The organism is Heyndrickxia sporothermodurans (assembly GCF_003055045.1).
In the GTDB taxonomy this organism is placed as follows: domain Bacteria; phylum Bacillota; class Bacilli; order Bacillales; family Bacillaceae_C; genus Heyndrickxia; species Heyndrickxia sporothermodurans.
In genome coordinates, this window is record NZ_NAZB01000002.1 from 26,187 (window position 1) to 47,523 (window position 21,337).

Below are 21,337 nucleotides of genomic sequence, written 5' to 3' on the forward strand. Positions count from 1 at the left end.
CTCAACACTTCCCTTCTTAAACTAATGATCCACCTTTTTTGTGGTATTTTAAGATTCCTTCTGCTGCTCTGTAAGATAATGCACCAACTGTTCCAGTTGGGTTATAGCCGGAGTTATGAGCGAAAGCAGAGGCACCGACAACAAATAAATTATCCATATCCCACATTTGTAAATAATTATTTACTGCAGATGTATTTGGGTCAGCTCCCATAATGACACCCCCGGTATTATGTGTGGATTGGTAAGTTGTTATTTCATATGGACCTAACTCCTTTAATACATCAACATGGTTAGCTCCCATTTCCTTTAAAATATCCCCACATTTTCCCGCTAAAAATTTGGCTAGATTTTGATCCTGCTCTTCAAAGTCAAAAGTGATTCGAATTAACGGGTCTCCATATGCGTCCTTATAGGTTGGATCCAGATCGAGATAATGATGCTGGAAAGGCATGGAAGAGCCTTGTGAGCCTACTGATAAATATCTATTCGCATATTTTATCGATGTTTTTTTGAAATCCTTTCCCCATGTTGGTGTGCCTGAAGGAACAGCATTGTTTTGGATAGGACGCATTCCGGACTGATTATATTGGATCATTCCACCATGAATAAAGCCCAAATTTGAATGGTCAAAATTGTCTCCATTATAATCATCTATAGTTACACCTAAAGCACCAGCTCCTGCAAAGGTATTGAATTCTTTATCATCAAAAAATCCTACTGCTCCCCCCTTTGCTACTTGATAGGCATAGTTTTTTCCAATTACTCCTGTTCCGTTACTCGGATTATATGGGCTTCCGATATTTGACATTAACAATAATCTTACATTATTAAATACAAAACCTGTCAAAACTACTATATCTGCTGGTTGTTCAATGTCTTCTCCGGTGGTGACATCAGTATACATGACTCCTGTCGCTTTTTTTCCACTATGCAAAATTCTTCTAACATTGGAATGGGTTCTTATTTCAAATTTCCCTGTTTTTTTCGCCACTGGGATAACTGTTACAACTGGATCTGCTTTGGCTCCATACTCACAACCAAATCTTTCACAATATCCACAATATTGGCAAGCCGCTCTTGAAATACCGTCAGGATTTGTATATGACTCCGACAGGTTTGCTGAAGGAACAATATAAGGATGAAGCTTTAATTGCTTTGCCGCCTTTTCAAAATCATTCATTTGCGGAGATTTCTTCATAGGTGGGGTTGGGTATTTTGCAGAACGTTTTCCACCTAAAGGATTCTCTTCGCCGGAAATACCTGCTATTTTTTCAAAACGATCAAAGTAGGGTTCTAGTTCATCATATGTAATGCCCCAATCCTGAATTGTCATACCTTTTGGTATTTTGTTTTTTCCATACTTTTCAATTGTTTTACTACGGATTTCAAAATCATATGGTAGAAATCGAAATGTTTGTCCATTCCAATGTACCCCAGCTCCTCCTAAGCCATCACCTAGTAAAAAGGATCCATATTGTCTCATAGGAAGGGCTCTCGTTCTTTCATTCCCTCTAAATGTAATCGTTTCTTTTGATAGATCTTGCATTAACTCATATCTTAAGGCATACCTTAATTCATCATGAACCATATAGTAATCTTCCGTTTTTCTTTCTTTCCCTCTTTCCAAACCAACTACATTTAATCCCTTTTTAGTAAGCTCAGATGCAATAATCCCACCTGCCCAACCAACACCTATAATCACAACATCTACTTTTGGTAATTTTTTCACTCTAATATTCACCTCTTCTTTAATGCGCCAAATGGTCTCGCAGACTTTGTGGTGCTATTTTTTTGTAACCTTTTTCGATGATCTCAGAATAAGCCATTTGGTTGCCAGGATAATTCTTCATTTTCCAACCTGCCATATTCATATTTCCACCATATAATGGGTCACTATATACCCCTTCTAACGTACTACTTCTTAAAATATTAAAAAACCCACTCGGTGAAATCGTTGTTATATTCACCTTGTCCCCCTCAAAATCTTTAAGAATTGCATCTTGTTCATCCCCAGAAAGATCAGTAAATTTTTTCTTATATTTTTCCATACTATGGTTTTGCATTTCTTGTAATGCGATATCAAATATTTCTCTACGTTTTAATCTACCTTGATACCCCTGGACTTTTTCACCTTTATAAAACGGGGCTTGCATGTAATCTCTTGAATTAAATCCCCAATCGCCTGCAAGCTGATGATCGATAAAAAAGGCAACACCTAAAGCTTTTGCTCCGGGCCCATTCTCATCCTCGGGAAATATCCTTTCCGTCGCTGCTTGAACAATATTAAATTGTTCTTGAGTAAAGTGCATTAGTGCTTGGTTAAAATTTTCTGATTTTGTTGGAGAAGTTTCATTATTTTTGATTTCCTTCGTTTTGTTACCGAATGGTAATAGGCTTCCTACTGCTCCTCCTACTACAACACCTCCGACAACATAACCAGTGTTTCGAATAAACTTACGTCGGGATACTGATTCTGGAATCTCCTTTTTTGTTTCATCAACCATCTGGTCCACCTCCTGAATTCATCCATGTTAAAAAATTTAATTTAATAGTCGAAAAAGATTATTAATGACTAGCATGGGTTTTTTTTAATATGTTCCAAAAATATTTAAATATACACAAAACTACTACTCATAAATAATTAAAATTTGGGAACCTTATTTTTGAAATAATTTCTATTTAGGAGGTAAACAAAGTGAAAAAAACGCGAAGTAAATGGTTGGTTCCTTTTGTTGGAGTACTTCTTGTCTTAGCAGCTTGTACTAGTCAACAAGGTGCTAAAGATAGACAACAAGGAATAAGGAATACTCAACATCCTATGAATGTATCAACACATAATGACCAGGATGTGAATGTCATTCCAAGTACGGATCGTTCAAAAAAGTTAACAACCAATCAACATGGAGAGATTACAAGTGGTCCCGGATCCAATGTCTATAGCTTAATAGGAAGTTCGAGTTTACATGATGGTGGTATTTCTTCTCATTTAGAATCTCGTTTAGCTGGTGAAGGAATTCCAGGTATTAAAGTTTTTGTTCTCGATGACACTGTTATCTTAGCAAGAGCAAAACAGGAAAATACCTCCATTCACTATGATGACATGCAAAATCGAGTTTTAAGCGGAACAAATGGATCATCCGGTAAAGTTGAAAATAATAGCCGGAATGACATAGATAACAATGTTGATGATAACTTAGATCATGCTAAAAGAATCATGAATGATGCATTCGATGGCCATGTGCAAATCCTTACGATTACAAACGCAAATGCCCCCAAATTAATTGAAAGAATAAAGTCAAATTTAAAAGGCAAAGCCCCATCATATAATCAATTAACAAATGATATAAATACTCTTGTTCAAATGACGAAAGAAAAAAGCTGATTAATAACTATCAGCTTTTTTCTGTATTAACTTGATAATTCTTGCATCGTTTTACATATTCAACCGATATTTGGTAACAATATGTCACGTAGGTACTTCCAATCATTATCAATTATCAGTTTCCTACATTTATTGAATATATTATCGGGGGATTACTATGGATTTCTTTAAAAAAAGGAATGCGCTTAAACAACAAAAGAAAAAAGAAAAAGAATTACAAAAAAAAGAAACGCAGCAAAAAGAAGCGCCAAAACCTAAATCACAAGATGTAAAAGAAGCAAAATATATAAATAGTCGAACCGGAATGGAGTTTTCCTTAACTTTTGTCTCGACAGTAATAGATGAAGAAATCATTCAAAAGGATATATTGCCAGATTTACTAGAAGGCGATTTTGCAACGATCGGAGACATTTCAAAACTCCTTCCTGTTGCCGATGTAGAAATAACAACAGACATGTCAAAAGTAAATCAAAAAATATATAACGGCTATGTTTTATTACAAATCGAAACAGACGAAGGTAAATATGCGTTTATTTCTGCGCAAAAAGAAATTACAAGAGCTTTAAGTGCGCCTGAAATCGAATTTAGTGTAATTGGTCCGAAAGAGGCATTTGTTGAAGCGATTGATCAAAATTTAAACTTAATTAGAAAGCGTCTTCCAATACCGGAATTAATTATTGAGGAACTAACAGTAGGAAAATTATCAAAAACAAAAGTTGCCATTCTTTATATTGACCAAATTGTTGACATGACAAATGTTCAAACAATTAAACAGAGAATTGATGTACTAGATTTTGATATGATCAGCGATAGCTCATTCATAGAACAGCTTTTAGCGGATAATCATTCATCACCCTTTCCGCAATTTTTGGATACAGAACGACCCGACCGTGCTGCAAGCGTATTAGGTCAAGGTAAAGTTGTGTTAATCGTCGACGGGTCTCCCCATGCATTAATTGGTCCAACGACGTTTGTGGAATTTTTTGTATCCTTTGAGGATTATTATTTAAACTGGATTATCGCCACTTTTTTCAGATTACTGCGTGTTTTCTCAGTAACCTTTTCGATTTTAGTAACCCCCTTATATGTGGCAGCGTTGACCTATCATTATCAAATGGTGCCAAGGGCTGTAATGGCAACCCTTATTAGTTCCAGACAAGGGGTTCCGTTGCCGCCAATACTAGAAGCGTTAGTTCTGGAAATTACAATCGAGCTTTTACGGGAAGCAGGTGCAAGACTACCTACGAAAATTGGCCAAACAATCGGTATCGTGGGCGGGATCGTTATTGGAACTGCCTCCGTTGAAGCTGGTCTTACAAGTAATGTTTTATTAATCTTTGTTGCATTAGCCGCACTAGCTTCCTTTACGACGCCTGTTTATAAAATTGGTAATACGATTCGTTTCATTCGTTTTCCATTTTTAATTTTTGCACAGATGTGGGGATTACTCGGAATCGTCTTTTGTTTTTGCATATTATTAACACACTTAATTCGATTAACTTCTTTAGGAAGGCCCTATTTCGAACCGCTTTATCCACCAAGGATAAAGGATATTAAAGATACGATTATTCGTTTAGGCTTTAATAAAAATGCGAAACGTCCTCAATTTTTACGAACACAAGACACTGTTCGTTTTCCACCAAAGGACGCGAAACGAAAATTAGATATCGATGAATAAATAATTATTACTTATTTATTTTTCCCAACAAGCACACCACCAAAAAGACTACTTTCGGAGGTTTAACTATGCAGCCTGTACCTGAAAACCGAAAAATTTCTCCATCTCTCGTCTTTTTCGTTATCTCCTCCGTACAAATAGGTGTAGGTGCGTTAGGTTTTCAAAGAATTATTGCAAAAACAGCCGGATATGACGCTTGGATTTCCGTCATAATCGCAGGTCTAGCGACAAATATGATTATGTGGATTATGTATAAGATCGTCGAACTAGGAAAAGAGGACCTAGGGGAAAATCATCGATATGTGTTCGGAAAATGGATTGGGGGAATATTTAATACGTTTTTCATTTTTTATTTTATTTCTTTCATTATCATCGTCCTTCGTACTTATATCGAAATTGTTCAAGTTTGGATGTTTGCTGATCTGAATGTCTTTATGTTTGCATTATTTTTTCTCGTGCTTTGTATCTATGTTGTTAAAGGGGGCTTTCGAACTGTAGTTGGTATTGCTTTTTTTGGTGTTGTACTCCCTTCGTATTTAATTATTTTATTTGGGTTTACGATTCCATATGCTGATTTTCACCACTTTTTGCCAATATTCGATCATTCATTAAAAGACTTAATTATCGCCTCAAAACAAATGTCACTTACATATATGGGATATGAATCGTTCCTTATTTATTATCCCTTTATCAAAGACAAGCAAAAGTCAAAAAAATGGGCACATGCTGCATTGTTAGGAACAACTGCCCTCTATCTTTATACGACTCTCATTTCTTTTGGGTATTATAGTGAGGGACAACTTCAAAAAGACGTTTGGGCAACATTAACAACGTGGAAAATTGTTTATCTTCCCGTTGTAGAACGCTTCGAATATGTTGGAATTGCCAATTGGTGTTTAATCATTTTACCAAATGCTTGTCTCGCTTTATGGTGTGCCACTCGATTGCTTAAACAAACGTACCGGCTCCCCCAAAGAATTGGTGTTTATCTTGTGGGAGCTATTGCTGTATGCATTATTCCAATTTTTGATACACGCCAAGAAATAGATTTATTAAATTCTCTATTAGGTAATTTTGGATTCATTGTTAATTTTATTTACCTCCCATTATTGCTAATCCTTATATGGATGGTGAAGAAGGTGAAGAAGAAAATATGAAAAAATATTTATTCATTCTATTGGTTTTTCCACTACTAACCAGCTGTGTTGAGCACCAAGTAATTGACAAGTTGAACATCGAAACCGCACAAGGCTATGATTTAGCGGAAAATAATCACTTAAGAGGAACTCTTCTTTTTGTGAAATATTTGCCAGACAAAACGGTGCAAAATCGAACATTATCGGCCACCGCAAAAACGAGTCAAGATGTGCTTACTAATTTAGAAAGACGATCAAGTGATCCGCTTGTAACCGGCGGGGTCGGGGTCGTTTTATTCGGCGAGGAATTAGCTAAACATGGATTTGTCAAACTTGTTGATTCATTACAACGTGATCCTAATATTGGTTCACGACTATTTGTAGCGATTGCAGAGGGAAAAGCAGAGGATATGTTGAATGGGAATTATGGTTTTGAAGGGAATAGTGAGTATATTCACGATTTACTTACACATAATATGAAAAATCGCGATATTCCAAAGGTAAATCTCCATTTATTTGCCTCTTTTTACGCCGAAAAGGGACGGGATGCTTATTTACCTGTTCTCGAAAAAGTGAATGATACAGATTTAAATATATCCGGAATGGCGATTTTTAAAAGAAATAGAATAGTAAAAAAAGTAGATGAGAAAAATCTATTTCATTTTAAATTATTAGTTGATAAGCATAGTGAAGGAACAAAAACAGTAAAAATTGGGAAATATAATGCTGTCGTACGCAGTATTCATTCTAAAAATAAAATAAAGATAAAGAAAAACCCACTTGAAGCGATTGTATATATAAAAGTAAATGCGATCGTACGAGAATACTCCGGCAAAAAAGTGACAACTAAAGTTGTAAAAACGTTAGAAAAGCAAATGGAAGAGGATATTAAAAAGGAATGTCTCCATATGTTAAAAGATTTCCAAAGACATGGCATTGATCCTGTTGGTTTCGGAATTCGTGTTAAAAATAATACAAGAAACTTTAATTTCAATAAATGGGAAGATGAATATAAAACAATGAAAATAAAGATCAAGCCAAAGGTTACCATTTTGGAAAGCGGAACCGTACAATAGTCTAAAAAAAGCTTCCGGAGAAACAATAGTTTTCTCCGGAAGCTTTTTTACTTTTCTGTACCAAACATATATTTTTTATAATGATAGCGTATGGAAAAGATGAGACCAATAGCAAGCATATTTCCCATTAACGAACTTCCCCCATAACTAATAAATGGTAAAGGAATACCCGTTATTGGCAGTAGTCCAATCGTCATTCCGATATTTTCAAACACATGGAAAGTAATCATTGCGATCACCCCAGCACAAATATAGGAATAAAAGTTATTTTTAGTTTCTAAACTAGCTTTAGTAATATGGTAAATCAACATAAAAAATAAGCTGACAACAACACTTGCACCGATAAATCCAAAATTTTCACCAATCATACTAAATATAAAATCGGTCTGTCTCTCAGGTATATCTACTTCACTAATGTTAAATCCTTTGCCGAGTGTTTGTCCAGAACCTATGGCAAGTAGCGAATTGATTAATTGATATCCTGAATCACTTTTATATTTATACGGGTCAAGCCATGAATAAATACGATTAAATTGATAAGGTTTAACATGTAAATATTTTTCTAAAACTTGGGGCATCCAAATAACGAAATAAAGGATTATACCGGCTACTAAACCACCACCACCAAAAATCGGTAGCAGTAATTTCCAAGTAATCCCTGATACAAAGATGATTCCTAATAAAATCGAAACAACTACTAAAGCTGTTCCTAAATCAGGCTGTTGCATAATTAAGGCCAGTGGCAGTCCGGCAACTAAGCCTAGTTTAATTAACAACCAAAAATCCGTCTTGACTGTCTTAATAAGAAATTTATCATGATGATCCACAATCGTTCGTGCTAATGCGATTATAACGAAAACTTTCACGACTTCCGAAGGCTGAAAGGTTCCCATAAACGGCACGGTAAACCAACTTTTTTGCCCCTTTGTTACATGGGCAATACTTTCAGGAGCAATAATTAAAAATCCTAACAAAACAATTCCGAATGCGTAAAGATACCATGATAACTTTTTTAGTTGATCAGAATCAAAATGGATGGACACAGCAATAATACAAACGCCAACTACATACCAGATGACCTGTTTTACTAAGTAATTTTCATTTAATTGTCCAGCTTTTTGTGCACCGTAGATAGAGATTAAACTAACTAAGCACATTAGCATAAGTGTCAACACAAGGCCATAATCTATTTTTGAAGTTTTTCCTTTTTGCGAAGTCATACTATCCTCGTCTCCTAAGTAAATCTAAAAAAGTCATTAAAAACACATACTACCATTATACTGAATCATGTCAATGGGACAAAGAAACAATTTGTTCCAAGAATACTATTGTATATTATAATCTGCTTCCAGCCAACTAACATAAGCTAAATCATTGTATGAAATCGCAACTATCTATACAATACTAATAGTACAAAAAACATGGTCATATGGAGGTAATATTTATGGAAGAGATTAAGACTCTTGAAGATTTTGAAGCAGCTATATCAGGCTCTAATCCAGTCATCGTTAAGTTTTATGCTGGATGGTGTCCAGATTGTACACGACTAAATATGTTCATTGACGACATTATCAATGATTATGGACAATATAAATGGTATGAAATTAATCGAGATAACTTCCCTGAGCTAGCTGAAAAATATAATGTTATGGGAATCCCAAGTTTATTAATTTATCAAAACGGAGAAAAAACTCATCATCTTCATAGTGCTAATGCGAAAAGCCCTGAGCAGGTGAGAGAATTTCTAGATAGTGCCGGCTACTAAAGAGCAAAAGGGGTTGTCTGAAAAGCAAAGCATCAGACAACCCCCTTTTTTACTCCATCATTTCATTACATACAAACAGCTGCACCTACAATAATAAGCAGGATAAATAGGACTACGATTAACGCAAAATTAAATGGTGGTCGTGCAACAGGCTGGACCACATGATGTCGACACCACGGAGCTCCTCCAAAACCAAAACCCATCTTTATCTCCTCCTTTCCATTTTCGTTGAATAGAAATTTTTTTCCTAACAACGTCACTACCATCATATGTACATACACTTTTGTTGGAAAGGCATAAGTCTAAGAGAGATTGGAAGTATTTAAAATACCACTTTATTCGGAGAAATATTTCAAAAAACCCATCGAATTAGATGGGCCCGGATTAATTAATATTTCATGGATAACGCTTTTTGGACATTATTTGTATCATGTTCCAATAATGTGTGTAGATCGTATGCAGGATACAATCCTTTTCTATGCATATATTCAAATACCCTCGTATGCCACTTAATACTATTATTTAAATGTTTAGTAAAAATTGCTTTTAATTCAGGTGTAGCTGTTTCTGTAATTGCTGCGGCATATGTTTTAACTGATGTTTTCGCAGCACCTAATAAATTCCCGGCAAAGAATCCGGTTTCATCTTGACGTATTAGGTCCATTCTAGGTGAAGGAGCTTTTTTCACAAATGGAACAAGTTCTTTTAAGTTTTTTTCAATCGAACGAATGGATGATACGTACAAATCATTAAGTTCCGGATCTGTCACTTTTTTCACTGACTTTTTTAAATGCATTAAACAGTTTGCCTGTAAGGCCATTAATTCATGCAATTCAAGTGTTTCATGCCAAGCTAATTGTCTTGCCATCAGTATTCCCCTCCTATTTCAAATCGCTTATAGTTTATTCATAATAGGCGAAAGTGGAAGGTTATCCTTGGGAAAATGGGCTTAACGCTAGTCAATACGTTGTCAAATGCAATAATTTTTGCAAACGATACACACCATTTTGTAAAAAAATAAGTTTGCCTTGAAACTTAGATAACTCCAATGTATATTTGGCATCCCGATTTGTCCAAATTCGCTGAAAATAGCGGTCAACTTTACCAACTAATTTTGCTTCAATCGGTGCTGTTATCTTCACATCTGTCTCAAGATTATAATCGGCCAAGTTTCGTAAAGTGAGATTGGTGGAGCCACTAAAGATTTGGGCGTGCTTTCGTTTCTTTATATATATTAGCTTTGCATGATACTGTTCTTTACCCGTGTTATACCATCGAATATGAATCTTTCCTTTAGATTTCTTGTTTAGTTCCCTGGCAACAGGTCGATTCGGAAGGCCCGATTTTTTATTTCCAAAGGCATTTTCATTTGGATCCAAAATTAATTTAATATTTACTCCTCTATCAGCGGCTTTGAGCAAGGAATGGATTATTTTTCGATCCGCAATATAGAACATTCCCATCCATAATTCATCCCCTGGGTTTGTTTGATTGATAGCTTTTAAAATATGCTCAAATACTTTTCCCTCTGTTAATAGTTGGACTTCATATTCTCCTTTTTTTCCATCCTTTGATGAATAGGTCGGTAGCTTTGGTCCGTTTGAAAGTTCGACTGCTGCTTGTTCGGATAGTAGTAAATCTTGAATTATCGGTCCTTTGATTTCAATTGCATGATTAGAAAAATATGCACTAGCATCATGGGGATTGCCTGATAAAATAAATGCGGATTTTTCTGTCGCAAATGTTTTTCGATGATTGGCCTTAATATTTAATAATTCCAAGTACGATCGGATGGTCATATGCGGTGCGGTATCTGCCATCGCATTAGGTATCCACCCCTTCCCTGATTGACCAAATGGGCGAATGAACATTCTCCAAACAGCGGAGTATAGAGGAGTTGAGTCTCGTAAAGGATCTAAATTCGTCATCACTACCTCTATCCCATTTCGTTTCATTTCTTCTAGTTCCTTTGATTTATGTGATCCATAGTATGTATTGATATCATCGGTAATTACGATGATTCGCATATTTGGTTTTTCTCTTTTCTTACGAATGAGTCTTTGCGCCATGCTTTCGCTTAAAGGTGGGAAATTCAAATCATGATCATAGTAGCTATTAAAAAGGAAAAAATCGCAAACAATAAATTGCTGAGCTTGCTCAATGACTTCAAAGATTCGAGGGAAGATTTCTTGCTCTATTTGCAGATGCCCCTCTTTTTGGTAGGTTAAATCAGTTAAAAAGGAAATATCATCTTCTGAAACATGATGTATTTGCCCTTCATAGGAAATTCCTTTCGGAAGAGGTTTATATACGTGATAAAGAATGGTGCTAACGTAAACAAGAAAAAATAGGAATAAAAGAAAAAAAAGAACTTTCTTCTTTGTCACCGGTAGCCCTCCTCACCTCGGTCATTACCTTAGTTTTCCCGAAAATGAAACGGTTATAACATGTCCCCTAGTAGGGTTATTGGTTTACTATTAAACAAGATGGGTATTCTAACAGTAATAAAAAAACATGAAAGGTGAGCTACATATGCTTTGGACAATAATTGGAATTCTTATCGTGCTATGGATTTTAGGATTAATCGGACATGTTGCCGGTGGGCTCATTCATATACTTCTAGTTATAGCTGTTATTATTTTAATCATCAAGCTAGTTACGCGCTCCGGAAAATCATAATAAAGAAAAAGAAGGTAATTGAAGAACAGAAAAACAAGGCTGATCATCATGATCAGCCTTGTTTTATTTCAAAAATATTTCTTTTTCCAAAAAATGAATGCAGTTAAACTTGCTAAAAAGATGGCAAAAATAATTGCTGTTAAAAACGCATGTGGATATTCTTCTAAATGAAATGGTAAATGGACATTCATACCTAAAAAACTAGCAACCATTGTTGGAAAAGATAGAATAATTGTAATCGAGGTTAAAAATTTCATGACTACGTTCAAATTATTTGAAATGATGGAAGCGAAAGCATTCATCATACTGCTTAAAATTGAACTGTACGTTGCCGCCATTTCAATCGCCTGTGTATTCTCGATAATTACATCTTCTAATAAGTCCTTATCTTCTTCATACATTTTTATATAATTAATACGGAGAATTTTATCGAGCACCATTTTATTTGATTTCAATGATGTTGTAAAATAAACTAAACTTTTTTCTAATGCAAGTAAGGAATACAATTCCTTGTTTTTCATCGATGTTTGATGTAATTCCCGTTCAACATCGTCGGTTTTTTTGTTGATTTGCTTTAAATAGCGTAAATAATAGGATGAAATAACAAATAGGATTTGTAAGGCAAATCGTGTTTTTTTATACGTATAAAAGCCTTTAATTTTATTATTTTTAAAATCCATCAGTACTTGGGCATCTTTAAGTGAAATCGTGATGATACACTCGTTTGTTAAAATAATTCCAAGTGGCAAAGTTTCATAGACGGAATATCCTGATTCGTCTTTCAAAATATACGGGTAATCAATGATAATAAAGACATCTCCTTCTTCTTTTTCAATCCGAGATCGTTCTTCATCATCTAGTGCATCCCTAATGAAATCGACTGGTACATAAGCATGATTTGCCACGTATTGAATTTCTTCTTCATTTGGTGAAACTAAGTTAATCCAGCATCCTTTTGTGATTTCAGATACTGCTTCTAGCTTGTTCATTTCATTTGTTTTGTAGATTTCTAACATCATCTAACCTCCTCTTGGTGACGAGGAAGTCATCTTACCTTCAACAAGAATGTTGATATATTGACTTCCTCATATTCTATTGGCTCAGGACCATTTGGGTTATCCAAATATATCAACTCCCTTTATCAAAAGCGTAAGCGCCTTGATCAGCCCCGACAAGCAAATGTTCTTCAGCAATAAAAGTCCGCACTTTGACTTTTATTGCTGAAGGTTATTTGACCTCGAGGGGCTAGGCGCTGTAGCTAGACGAAAAAGTAATTTTTGTACCTTCTAATCTTAAACTCAAATGGCTGAAAGAACAATCCATTCGTGAAACATTTTATTTTTCTGAATTCTTTTCATATATAATGCTAAATTTAGTTACTTTGTGCTAGACATGGACGTAGATTTCCGCTACAGGGTGCTCGCTTTCCGCGGGCGGTTCGGGAGCCTCCTCGCTCGTACCTCGCTGTGGGGTCTCCCGTTTACCGTTTTTCCCGCAGGAGTCTCGCACCCTTCCGCTCCAATCTACTTTGTGTAAGGACTAAGATTGTACTTTAACATGGATTAAAAAGTAAAAAACTCAAGCATACGCGTGTGTATGCTTGAGTTGATATTCTTATTTATATAATTTTTTAGGAACCCTATCGAAAAGGTGTGATGGTTGGTATAGGCTGGTGATGATGAGGTGGTGCATGGCTCTTGTGCAAATTGTGTAGAGCAAGGTACGTTCTGATTCGTCGTTGTATTTATCGTCTGATGCATTTAAGACGATCACACTGTCGAATTCCAATCCTTTTGCTAAGTAGGATGGAAGAATGATCGGGCCTTCTGCTAATTCTTGATTTTTCAAGCCGATTAATGAGATGTCTATTTTGTCCTTTAACTGATGATATGCTTGCTCACAATCTTGCATCGTCTTACCGATAATGGCAATAGAACTTGATTGCAACGCTAATCTTTCAACTTGCCTAGCAATTTGATCCATAAGGTCTTCAAATGTACCCTCAATTACAATAGATGGGAGTTCACCTTCCCTCTCAAATAGCTCAATTGCCTCCCCATCCGGTAAAATCGCTTTAGTAAATGCTGTAATCGCAGCTGTTGATCGATAGCTTTTCGTCAAACGAATAATCTCAGCTTTTTCCTCACCGAATATTTTCATCGATGTTTGTATCGGAGAATCACTTCCGTTATTGAAAATCGATTGATTGATGTCACCAAGCATCGTGAACTTACTATACGGAAACATAAATTTCATATAGGCAAGTTGTGCAGGTGTGTAATCTTGAATCTCGTCGATAAACACATATTTCATTGAAGTTTCACTTTTTCTTCCGACAATTAAATCGTATAAATACATGTAAGGAACAGTATCTTCCATTTGGATATTTTTTCCATTTAGTGATTTGATCGTACTTCTTTGAATTTCCGCCCAATCATTTGCATGGATATCATAATTTTTAAGAGTAAGTAATTCCGGAACCTTTTTTAAAAAATCTACATACTGAGCTTTACGGTGAAAAAAACGATTCCTTTTTATTCCCGCCCGTATTTTTTTGAAATAATTATTTACAATTTGTTTAGCTAAAAACTCCTTTTCTTGATCGAAAGAATTGAAGTCATCTTCCCCTTTTTGAGAATGCTGAAATGCCTTTAAATAATCTTCCCTATCTAATAACTCCATTTCCTCTTCTACCCACTGTTTCTTTTCTTCCTCCCTAGCGATTTCTTTCAATCTTGTTAATAATTCCTTCTGAATAAGCGGGAAACGGTTTGGTAGGGAATAGGAACGATCATAAGAATAAAAGAGATTGGAAATTTCCTCCTTTGATATGAGTATCTTCCCACGGAAGCTGATGTCTTTAAAAAACAAACCAGAAGTAGCTAAATTGTCCACATAATCAGTGATCGCATGAACAAAGGACAAATCATTCTTTAATCGAATCGCCTTAGTTCTATAGTGATTATCTGCCGCGTTTAAACTTGTTTCAAATTGTTCGAATAAGCTTTCAACTGTTAGGTCTGGAATTCTCGATTGTGCAAATTCTAAAAACGTTGTTTGTTCCATATTATTTTCACCAAGCTCTGGAAGTACCTTTGAAATATATTGATTAAACAAACGGTTAGGTGAAAAAAGGATAATTTGATCTGAATGAAGCGAATCACGAAAACGATATAGGAGATAGGCGATTCTTTGCAATGCCGCGGACGTTTTTCCACTTCCTGCTGCACCTTGGACAAATAATAAACGGCTTTTAATATCACGGATTATTTTATTTTGCTCTTTTTGAATGGTCGCAACGATGTTTTTCATATGCGTATCCGCTCTATTTCCGAGCACTTCTTGAAGCATTTCATCGCCAATCGTTACCCCTGTATCGAATAATGACTCGATCTGTCCATCTTTTATGATAAATTGTCGTTTTAATAACATTTCACCTTGACGAGGACCTTCCGGGGTTTCATAAGAAACAGGTCCTGGGCTTCCATCATAATAAATACTTGAAATCGGCGCCCGCCAATCATAAACGAGATAATCATCACCATCAAGAAAAGATGCTATGCCAATATAAATATTTGCTTTTTCTTCACCTTGTTCTTTGAAATCCACACGTGCAAAATAAGGCGAGTATTCAAGCTTATTAAGAATAGAAATATTTTCTTCTACATGTCGATAACTTCGTTCACGTTCTGAAAGAAGTTCTGCCTGTTGCTTTATACTTGTAAAGGTTTCAATAACATCATCCGGTTCGTCAAGGTTAACTGTGACATCTTCCCAAAAGTTCTGCTTAATCTCATCCGCTTCCTCTTTCACAGTTTTCACTTGGGATACTAAAGATTTCTTCTTATCTTTCACCTTTCTAACTGTGTCATCTACCCTTTGTTGTTCTTGTAACCATTCGTTGTCTTGAATTGTCATAAGAAACCTCCTGAAAAAAAATCTAAAATAGTTGACATCGCTCTTTATTTGTGTTAATGTTAATATAGATAATTATACTTATTCTACAAATACAAATCGATCAATTTTCATTATAGCACTTTCTATGCTTGGTAGCCACCACTTTCTCCTTTTATTCGAAATACTCCAGTCTTTATGCCCACCTCATCTTTATATAACTGTTATCCTTACCCCTTGTTAACCGAAATCCTTTTATTATTTCATTTATTTATCCTACTTTATAAGTATCATCTAAAAATTGCGTGGAATAATAAAAATAGGGTAAACAAATGGAAGAAGGGGGCGAATTCTATATGAAACTTACACCTGAACAGCGGATTGAACTACATGGTTTCAATAATCTTACGAAATCCTTAAGCTTTAACATGTATGATATTTGCTTTACAAAAACGAAGGAAGAACGAGAAACATATATTGAGTATATCGATGAACAATATAACGCGGACAGATTAACGACGATTTTAAATGATGTATCAGATATCATCGGTGCCCATGTATTAAACACAGCAAAACAAGATTTTATCCCCCAAGGAGCAAGTGTAACCTTACTAGTTTCTGAAGGACCTGTTGTCGAAGTTCCTACTGAATCATATAGTGAGTCTCCCGGGCCACTTCCAGGATCAGTTGTATTACAATTAGATAAAAGCCATATTACTGTACATACGTACCCAGAATATCACCCAGATGAAGGAATTAGTACGTTTCGTGCGGATATTGATGTATCCACCTGTGGAGAAATTTCTCCGCTTAAAGCTCTCAATCACCTTATACATTCCTTTGATACAGATATAATGACTATAGATTACCGCGTAAGAGGATTTACTAGAAACAAAAAAGGACAGAAATTATTTATTGATCATGACATAAGCTCTATCCAAAATTACATTCCAGACAGCATCAAAAAAAATTACGATATGATAGATGTGAACGTTTATCCGGAGCATATTTTTCACACAAAATGTAAGATCAAAAAATTCGATTTAAATAATTATCTATTCGGGTATACAAAGGATGAACTTGCTGAAGGAGAAGAAGAGAAAATAACCGAAAGATTGAAAAAGGAAATGGATGAAATATTTTATGGCAGGAATATTTCGGAAAGTGAAAAGTAAACAATGGACTTTCCAATTATGGAAAGTCCATTGTTTTGTTAGATCCAATAAACCCTTGCTTCATATGGTTTTAATAAACATTGATTTGTTATTTCATGTTTCTCTACTTCATAGTTATTTAAAATCAAATTGTCATATTTTAATAAGATATTATCGTGAACATATTTTACAGACTGATCTGATAAATTAGTCAATACAAGCACTCTTTTATTACTTAATGTCCTTGTATAAGCAAAAATCTGCGGATCGTTTTCTAATATTAAATCATAAGTACCATACGTAAAAATTTTATTTTCTTTCTTTAAAGCAATCATTTTTTTATAAAAATGATAGACAGAATGTGGATCCTTTTGTTGTTTTTCTACATTTATTTCACGATAATTTGGATTTACTCCCATCCATGGTGTACCTGTTGTAAACCCGGCATGGATATCATCCGACCATTGCATCGGCGTCCTGGAATTATCTCGACTAGATGCCCAAATGACTTTCATGATTTTCTCATGGGGGATACCCGCTTCGGATTGAATTTTATACAAATTCTTCGTGGCGACATCATCATATTCATCAATCGTTGCATAGTTTACATTTGTCATACCAATTTCCTGTCCTTGATAAATAAATGGTGTGCCTTGCATTAGAAAGTACATGGCACCTAAAGCTGTCGCACTTTCATACCAATACTTTCCGTCGTTCCCCCATGTTGAGACGACACGTGCCTTATCATGGTTTTCAATAAACAATGCATTCCAACCATTGTTTTCAAGCCCCTTTTGCCATCTGCTTAAAACCTTTTTTAACTCTACAATATCAATATCTGTTTTACTTTCAGCATCCCATAAACCAAGGTGTTCAAATTGGAAGACCATATTAAATTTCCCATTGTCTTCCCCTACCCATCCATCGGCTTCATCTATCCCAACACCATTCGCTTCTCCGACGGTCATAATATCATATTTGGAAAAGGTTTCTCTTTTTAATTCTTCTAATAACGGTTGAATCCCCTTAACATTCATATGTTTATCAAAGGATGGAACATACTGTAGTCCTTTTGGATTAGGCATATCTTGAAGACCTTCTTCTTTTTTAATATGACTAATCGCATCCACCCGAAATCCGTCAATTCCCTTATCTAACCACCAATTAATCATCTCATAAAGTGCATTTCTCACGTCTTTATTTTCCCAATTTAAGTCGGGTTGTTTTGTAGAAAAAATATGGAGAAAATATTGGTCTGTCTTCTCATCATACTTCCAAGCAGAACCTCCGAAAATACTTTCCCAATTGTTCGGTTCTTTCCCGTTCTTCCCATCACGCCAAATATACCAATCACGCTTCGGGTTATTTCGTGAAGATCTTGATTCGATAAACCAAGGATGTTCGTCGCTTGTATGATTAATAACTAAATCGATGATTAATTTCATGTCACGTTTGTGGACTTCCTCTAACAATAAGTCAAAATCCGCCATGGTCCCAAACTCATCCATGATGTCCTGATAATCACTAATATCATAGCCATTATCATCATTCGGTGATTTATACATTGGACAGATCCATATGACATCAATTCCTAATTCCTTCAAATAATCTAATTTTGAAATAATCCCGTTTAAGTCACCGATTCCATCGCCATTTGAGTCTTTGAAACTCCTTGGATATATCTGGTAGGCAATTGCTTCTTTCCACCATGTTTGCTTCATAACCATTTCCTCGCTTTTCTTTTTTCATCATAAGGTGTAAACCGAAGCATTTTTAAATGAATAATTTATATACTCTTGCTTCAAAAGGTAATAATGTAATTTTTTCGATTGAGTCAGCAGGATTCACTTCATAATTCGAGATTAGTAGCTCTTTATTACTAAACTGAATTTCCTTAGGAAGTTCAAAAAAACTATTTTCTTTAGAAAAGTTTAATATAATCAACAACTTTTCTTCACCTAATGTACGGGTATAGGCAAAGATTTCATTATGATCCGGTAAGATTAAATCATATGTACCGTACACGATGATGTCATGTTGTTTTCTTAGTTGAATAAGCTTTTTGTAATAGTGAAAAATCGAATCCTCATCCGTTAGCTGCTGCTTTGCATTAATTTCCTTATAGTTTGGATTTACTTTTATCCATGGTGTTCCAGATGTAAACCCTCCATGATTCTCGTCATTCCATTGCATAGGAGTTCTTGCATTATCTCTCCCCTTCACATAGATGGATTCCATAATCTGCTGATGATCACTATCGCTTTCACCTATTTTTTCTTTATACATATTCAAAATCTCGATATCTTTATAGTCATCAATGGAGTCAAAGCGAACATTCGTCATTCCAAGCTCTTCACCTTGATAAATATATGGCGTCCCTTGTAGAAAATGAAGAAAAGTTGCAAGCATTTTTGCCGATTCTTTCCAATACTCTTTATCATCACCAAATCTTGATACCATTCTTGGTTGATCATGATTGTTTAAATAAAGACTATTCCAGCCAACACCTTCTAAACCTTTTTGCCATTTAGTAAATGAGGCTTTAAAATCGTGGAAATTCAGATCTTTTAAATCCCATTTTCCTTTAGGTCCCGAATCTAAGTCGACATGTTCAAATTGAAACACCATATTTAACTCATTACGGTTTTCCCCCGTGTATTGTTTTGCCATCTCAACATCTACACCAGGCATTTCACCGACTGTCATTATGTCATATTTTGCAAGGACTTCCTGATTCATTTCCTGTAAATATTCATGAATTTTCGGTCCATTCATATAAAAATTAGCACCTGAGACATATTTCTTCCCTAGTATTTTTTCACCATTCGGTAATCCGGGTACTTTTGAAATAAAGTTGATAACGTCCATTCTAAATCCATCAATGCCTTTATCTAGCCAAAATTTCATAGTTTCATATACTTCTTCACGAACTTTACGGTTTTCCCAATTTAAATCAGGTTGTTTTTTACTAAAAAGATGAAGGTAATATTCTTCTGTTTTTTCGTCATACTCCCACGCTGATCCACTAAAGACGGATTCCCAGTTATTCGGTTCTTGACCGTTTTTTCCCGGTCTCCAATAATAATAATCTCGATATGGATTGTCTTTAGAACTTCTTGCTTGTTTAAACCATTCATGTTCATCGGACGTATGATTAACAACTAAATCCATCATTAATTTCATTCCACGTTGATGCATTTCACTCAGTAATTCATCAAAATCAGCCATTGTTCCAAATTCATCCATAATTGCTCGATAATCACTAATATCATATCCATTGTCATCGTTAGGGGATTGATATACAGGAGAAAGCCAGATGACATCGATTCCTAATTCTTTTAAATAATCCAGTTTATTTGTTATCCCTTTTAGATCACCGATTCCATCGCCATTCGAGTCATTAAAGCTTCGCGGATAAATTTGATAAACGACACTTTCTTTCCACCAGCTTTTTTCCATTTGCTACCCACAACCTTTACTCGTTTTGTTCCTTTATAATTTTCGCACATGTTTTTCTTTCAATCATTTTAGCCGGAATTGTGATTCGCTTAGGTAAAGTTTCTGGATGATTTATTTTATCCAATAAACAATTTGCGGCTTCTAATCCTAATTGAAAAATATTGATATCTACGGATGATAATGGCGGTCTCATATACTGACAAAGCATAATATTGTTAAAGCTTACAAGCGAAATATCTTCTGGTACACGTATCGATAAATCTTCTGCAATACTCATTAATTTAATCGCAAGGAAATCATCCGTTAACACAATGGCCGTCGGAAGTTCTTTGCTGAAAAAATATTCAATAATCGCTTCCTTTTCATTTTCCTTCAACCATTTCTCATGGATGACATAGTCCTCCTTGATGGGGATTCCGGCTTCCTCCATCGCTTGTTTATACCCTTCCATCCGATCAATTGTAAAAACATCTTCTGTATTTACACCAATAAATGCAATCTTTTTATGCCCTTTATCAATAAGGTATTTTGTCACTTGCTTAGTGGCATATATATTGTCATTATCAACATACGTAATCCGCTCTGCATTATGAAACGGTCTTCCAATAACAGTGAACGGAAAATCTTCATCAAGTAAATATTTCATGATTTTATCATCCGTTTTCGAATAGAGAAGGATAATTCCATCAACTCGACGCCCTTGAACCATTTGAATAACTTCTTCAAAAATTTCTTCTTGAGTAGCACCTGTGGACAAATAGATTCCAAAGCGATTTTCACGTGCTATTAAACTGATTCCCCTCAGTACTTCCGGGAAGAAAGGGTTTTCTAACACTTGCGTAGCTGAATTCGGCATAATGATTCCAATTGTTTTCGTACTTTTCACGACTAAACTTCTCGCTTGGAAATTCGGATGGTATCCTAATTCGTCCATTGCTTCACGTACCCGCCTTTTTGTTTCTTCACTTATCCGCGGATTATCGGCAATGACTCTTGACACCGTAGAAGGTGACACTTGAGCAACTCTTGCTACATCTTTTATTGTTACTGCCATTGTTTATATCCCCCGTTAATCAAATATAAGTACTTCTATTGTAAACGGTAAGCGTTTAAT

18 protein-coding genes are annotated in these 21,337 nt (G+C 35.3%); 7 read left to right on the top strand and 11 right to left on the bottom strand.

Going from position 1 to position 21,337, the window contains the following annotated elements:
* Positions 1-16 precede the first annotated feature (16 nt).
* Complete coding sequence (locus B5V89_RS00150) at positions 17-1,729, bottom strand: GMC family oxidoreductase (RefSeq protein WP_108069916.1); 1,713 nt, start codon at positions 1,727-1,729, stop codon at positions 17-19.
* Positions 1,730-1,748: 19 nt separating this feature from the next.
* Positions 1,749-2,504, bottom strand: a complete 756-nt coding sequence (locus B5V89_RS00155; RefSeq protein ID WP_108069919.1) for a gluconate 2-dehydrogenase subunit 3 family protein — start codon at positions 2,502-2,504, stop codon at positions 1,749-1,751.
* 191 nt (positions 2,505-2,695) lie between these two features.
* On the opposite strand from B5V89_RS00155, the gene B5V89_RS00160 reads away from it, so the two are divergent.
* The 4 genes from B5V89_RS00160 (at position 2,696) to B5V89_RS00175 (ending at position 7,272) form a co-directional block, all read left to right on the top strand.
* Positions 2,696-3,382 (top strand): hypothetical protein, encoded by a 687-nt coding sequence (locus B5V89_RS00160; RefSeq protein ID WP_108069921.1) that lies wholly within the window; start codon positions 2,696-2,698, stop codon positions 3,380-3,382.
* Between the two features lie 157 nt (positions 3,383-3,539).
* Positions 3,540-5,060 (top strand): spore germination protein, encoded by a 1,521-nt coding sequence (locus tag B5V89_RS00165; RefSeq protein WP_108069923.1) that lies wholly within the window; start codon positions 3,540-3,542, stop codon positions 5,058-5,060.
* Positions 5,061-5,128: 68 nt separating this feature from the next.
* Positions 5,129-6,217 (top strand): GerAB/ArcD/ProY family transporter, encoded by a 1,089-nt coding sequence (locus tag B5V89_RS00170; protein WP_108069925.1) that lies wholly within the window; start codon positions 5,129-5,131, stop codon positions 6,215-6,217.
* Positions 6,214-7,272, top strand: coding sequence for a Ger(x)C family spore germination protein (locus tag B5V89_RS00175; protein ID WP_181294576.1), 1,059 nt, complete (start codon positions 6,214-6,216; stop codon positions 7,270-7,272). The genes B5V89_RS00170 and B5V89_RS00175 overlap by 4 nt, the downstream gene beginning before the upstream one ends.
* A gap of 47 nt (positions 7,273-7,319) precedes the next feature.
* Here B5V89_RS00175 and B5V89_RS00180 read toward each other — a convergent pair whose 3' ends face one another.
* Positions 7,320-8,492: an FtsW/RodA/SpoVE family cell cycle protein gene (locus B5V89_RS00180; protein ID WP_108069929.1), complete on the bottom strand. Its 1,173-nt coding sequence runs from the start codon at positions 8,490-8,492 to the stop codon at positions 7,320-7,322.
* Between the two features lie 224 nt (positions 8,493-8,716).
* Between B5V89_RS00180 and B5V89_RS00185 the strand changes: the two genes are divergently transcribed.
* Positions 8,717-9,037 (top strand): thioredoxin family protein, encoded by a 321-nt coding sequence (locus tag B5V89_RS00185; protein WP_108069931.1) that lies wholly within the window; start codon positions 8,717-8,719, stop codon positions 9,035-9,037.
* 65 nt (positions 9,038-9,102) lie between these two features.
* Here the strand turns inward: B5V89_RS00185 and B5V89_RS00190 are convergent, their stop codons facing one another.
* From B5V89_RS00190 to B5V89_RS00200, 3 genes are all read right to left on the bottom strand, one after another.
* Complete coding sequence (locus B5V89_RS00190; RefSeq protein ID WP_235598286.1) at positions 9,103-9,240, bottom strand: YjcZ family sporulation protein; 138 nt, start codon at positions 9,238-9,240, stop codon at positions 9,103-9,105.
* Between the two features lie 185 nt (positions 9,241-9,425).
* Positions 9,426-9,911 carry a spore coat protein gene (locus tag B5V89_RS00195; protein ID WP_373454624.1) on the bottom strand — a complete coding sequence of 162 codons (486 nt, stop codon included), beginning with the start codon at positions 9,909-9,911 and terminating at the stop codon, positions 9,426-9,428.
* Positions 9,912-9,996: 85 nt separating this feature from the next.
* The gene (locus B5V89_RS00200) at positions 9,997-11,424 is read right to left on the bottom strand and encodes a phospholipase D family protein (RefSeq protein ID WP_108069933.1); all 1,428 of its coding nucleotides are present in this window, start codon (positions 11,422-11,424) and stop codon (positions 9,997-9,999) included.
* 145 nt (positions 11,425-11,569) lie between these two features.
* Here B5V89_RS00200 and B5V89_RS00205 point away from each other — a divergent pair, with 145 nt between their 5' ends.
* A complete protein-coding gene (locus B5V89_RS00205; RefSeq protein WP_107920058.1) occupies positions 11,570-11,716 on the top strand; it encodes a lmo0937 family membrane protein in 147 nt (48 codons plus the stop codon).
* 68 nt (positions 11,717-11,784) lie between these two features.
* Here the strand turns inward: B5V89_RS00205 and B5V89_RS00210 are convergent, their stop codons facing one another.
* Positions 11,785-12,732 carry a magnesium transporter CorA family protein gene (locus tag B5V89_RS00210; protein WP_066229291.1) on the bottom strand — a complete coding sequence of 316 codons (948 nt, stop codon included), beginning with the start codon at positions 12,730-12,732 and terminating at the stop codon, positions 11,785-11,787.
* Positions 12,733-13,330: 598 nt separating this feature from the next.
* The gene (helD, locus tag B5V89_RS00215) at positions 13,331-15,634 is read right to left on the bottom strand and encodes an RNA polymerase recycling motor HelD (protein WP_108069934.1); all 2,304 of its coding nucleotides are present in this window, start codon (positions 15,632-15,634) and stop codon (positions 13,331-13,333) included.
* 332 nt (positions 15,635-15,966) lie between these two features.
* On the opposite strand from helD, the gene speD reads away from it, so the two are divergent.
* The gene (speD, locus tag B5V89_RS00220; protein WP_108069936.1) at positions 15,967-16,785 is read left to right on the top strand and encodes an adenosylmethionine decarboxylase; all 819 of its coding nucleotides are present in this window, start codon (positions 15,967-15,969) and stop codon (positions 16,783-16,785) included.
* A 38-nt stretch (positions 16,786-16,823) separates the two neighbouring features.
* Here speD and B5V89_RS00225 read toward each other — a convergent pair whose 3' ends face one another.
* The 3 genes from B5V89_RS00225 to B5V89_RS00235 are packed head-to-tail and all read right to left on the bottom strand — an operon-like array spanning position 16,824 to position 21,277.
* A complete protein-coding gene (locus B5V89_RS00225) occupies positions 16,824-18,485 on the bottom strand; it encodes a glycoside hydrolase family 13 protein (protein ID WP_142406504.1) in 1,662 nt (553 codons plus the stop codon).
* A 52-nt stretch (positions 18,486-18,537) separates the two neighbouring features.
* Positions 18,538-20,223 carry a glycoside hydrolase family 13 protein gene (locus B5V89_RS00230; protein WP_107920061.1) on the bottom strand — a complete coding sequence of 562 codons (1,686 nt, stop codon included), beginning with the start codon at positions 20,221-20,223 and terminating at the stop codon, positions 18,538-18,540.
* 16 nt (positions 20,224-20,239) lie between these two features.
* On the bottom strand, positions 20,240-21,277 hold the full coding sequence (locus B5V89_RS00235) for a LacI family DNA-binding transcriptional regulator (RefSeq protein ID WP_108069941.1): 1,038 nt from the start codon (positions 21,275-21,277) through the stop codon (positions 20,240-20,242).
* Between the last annotated feature and the right edge of the window lie 60 nt (positions 21,278-21,337).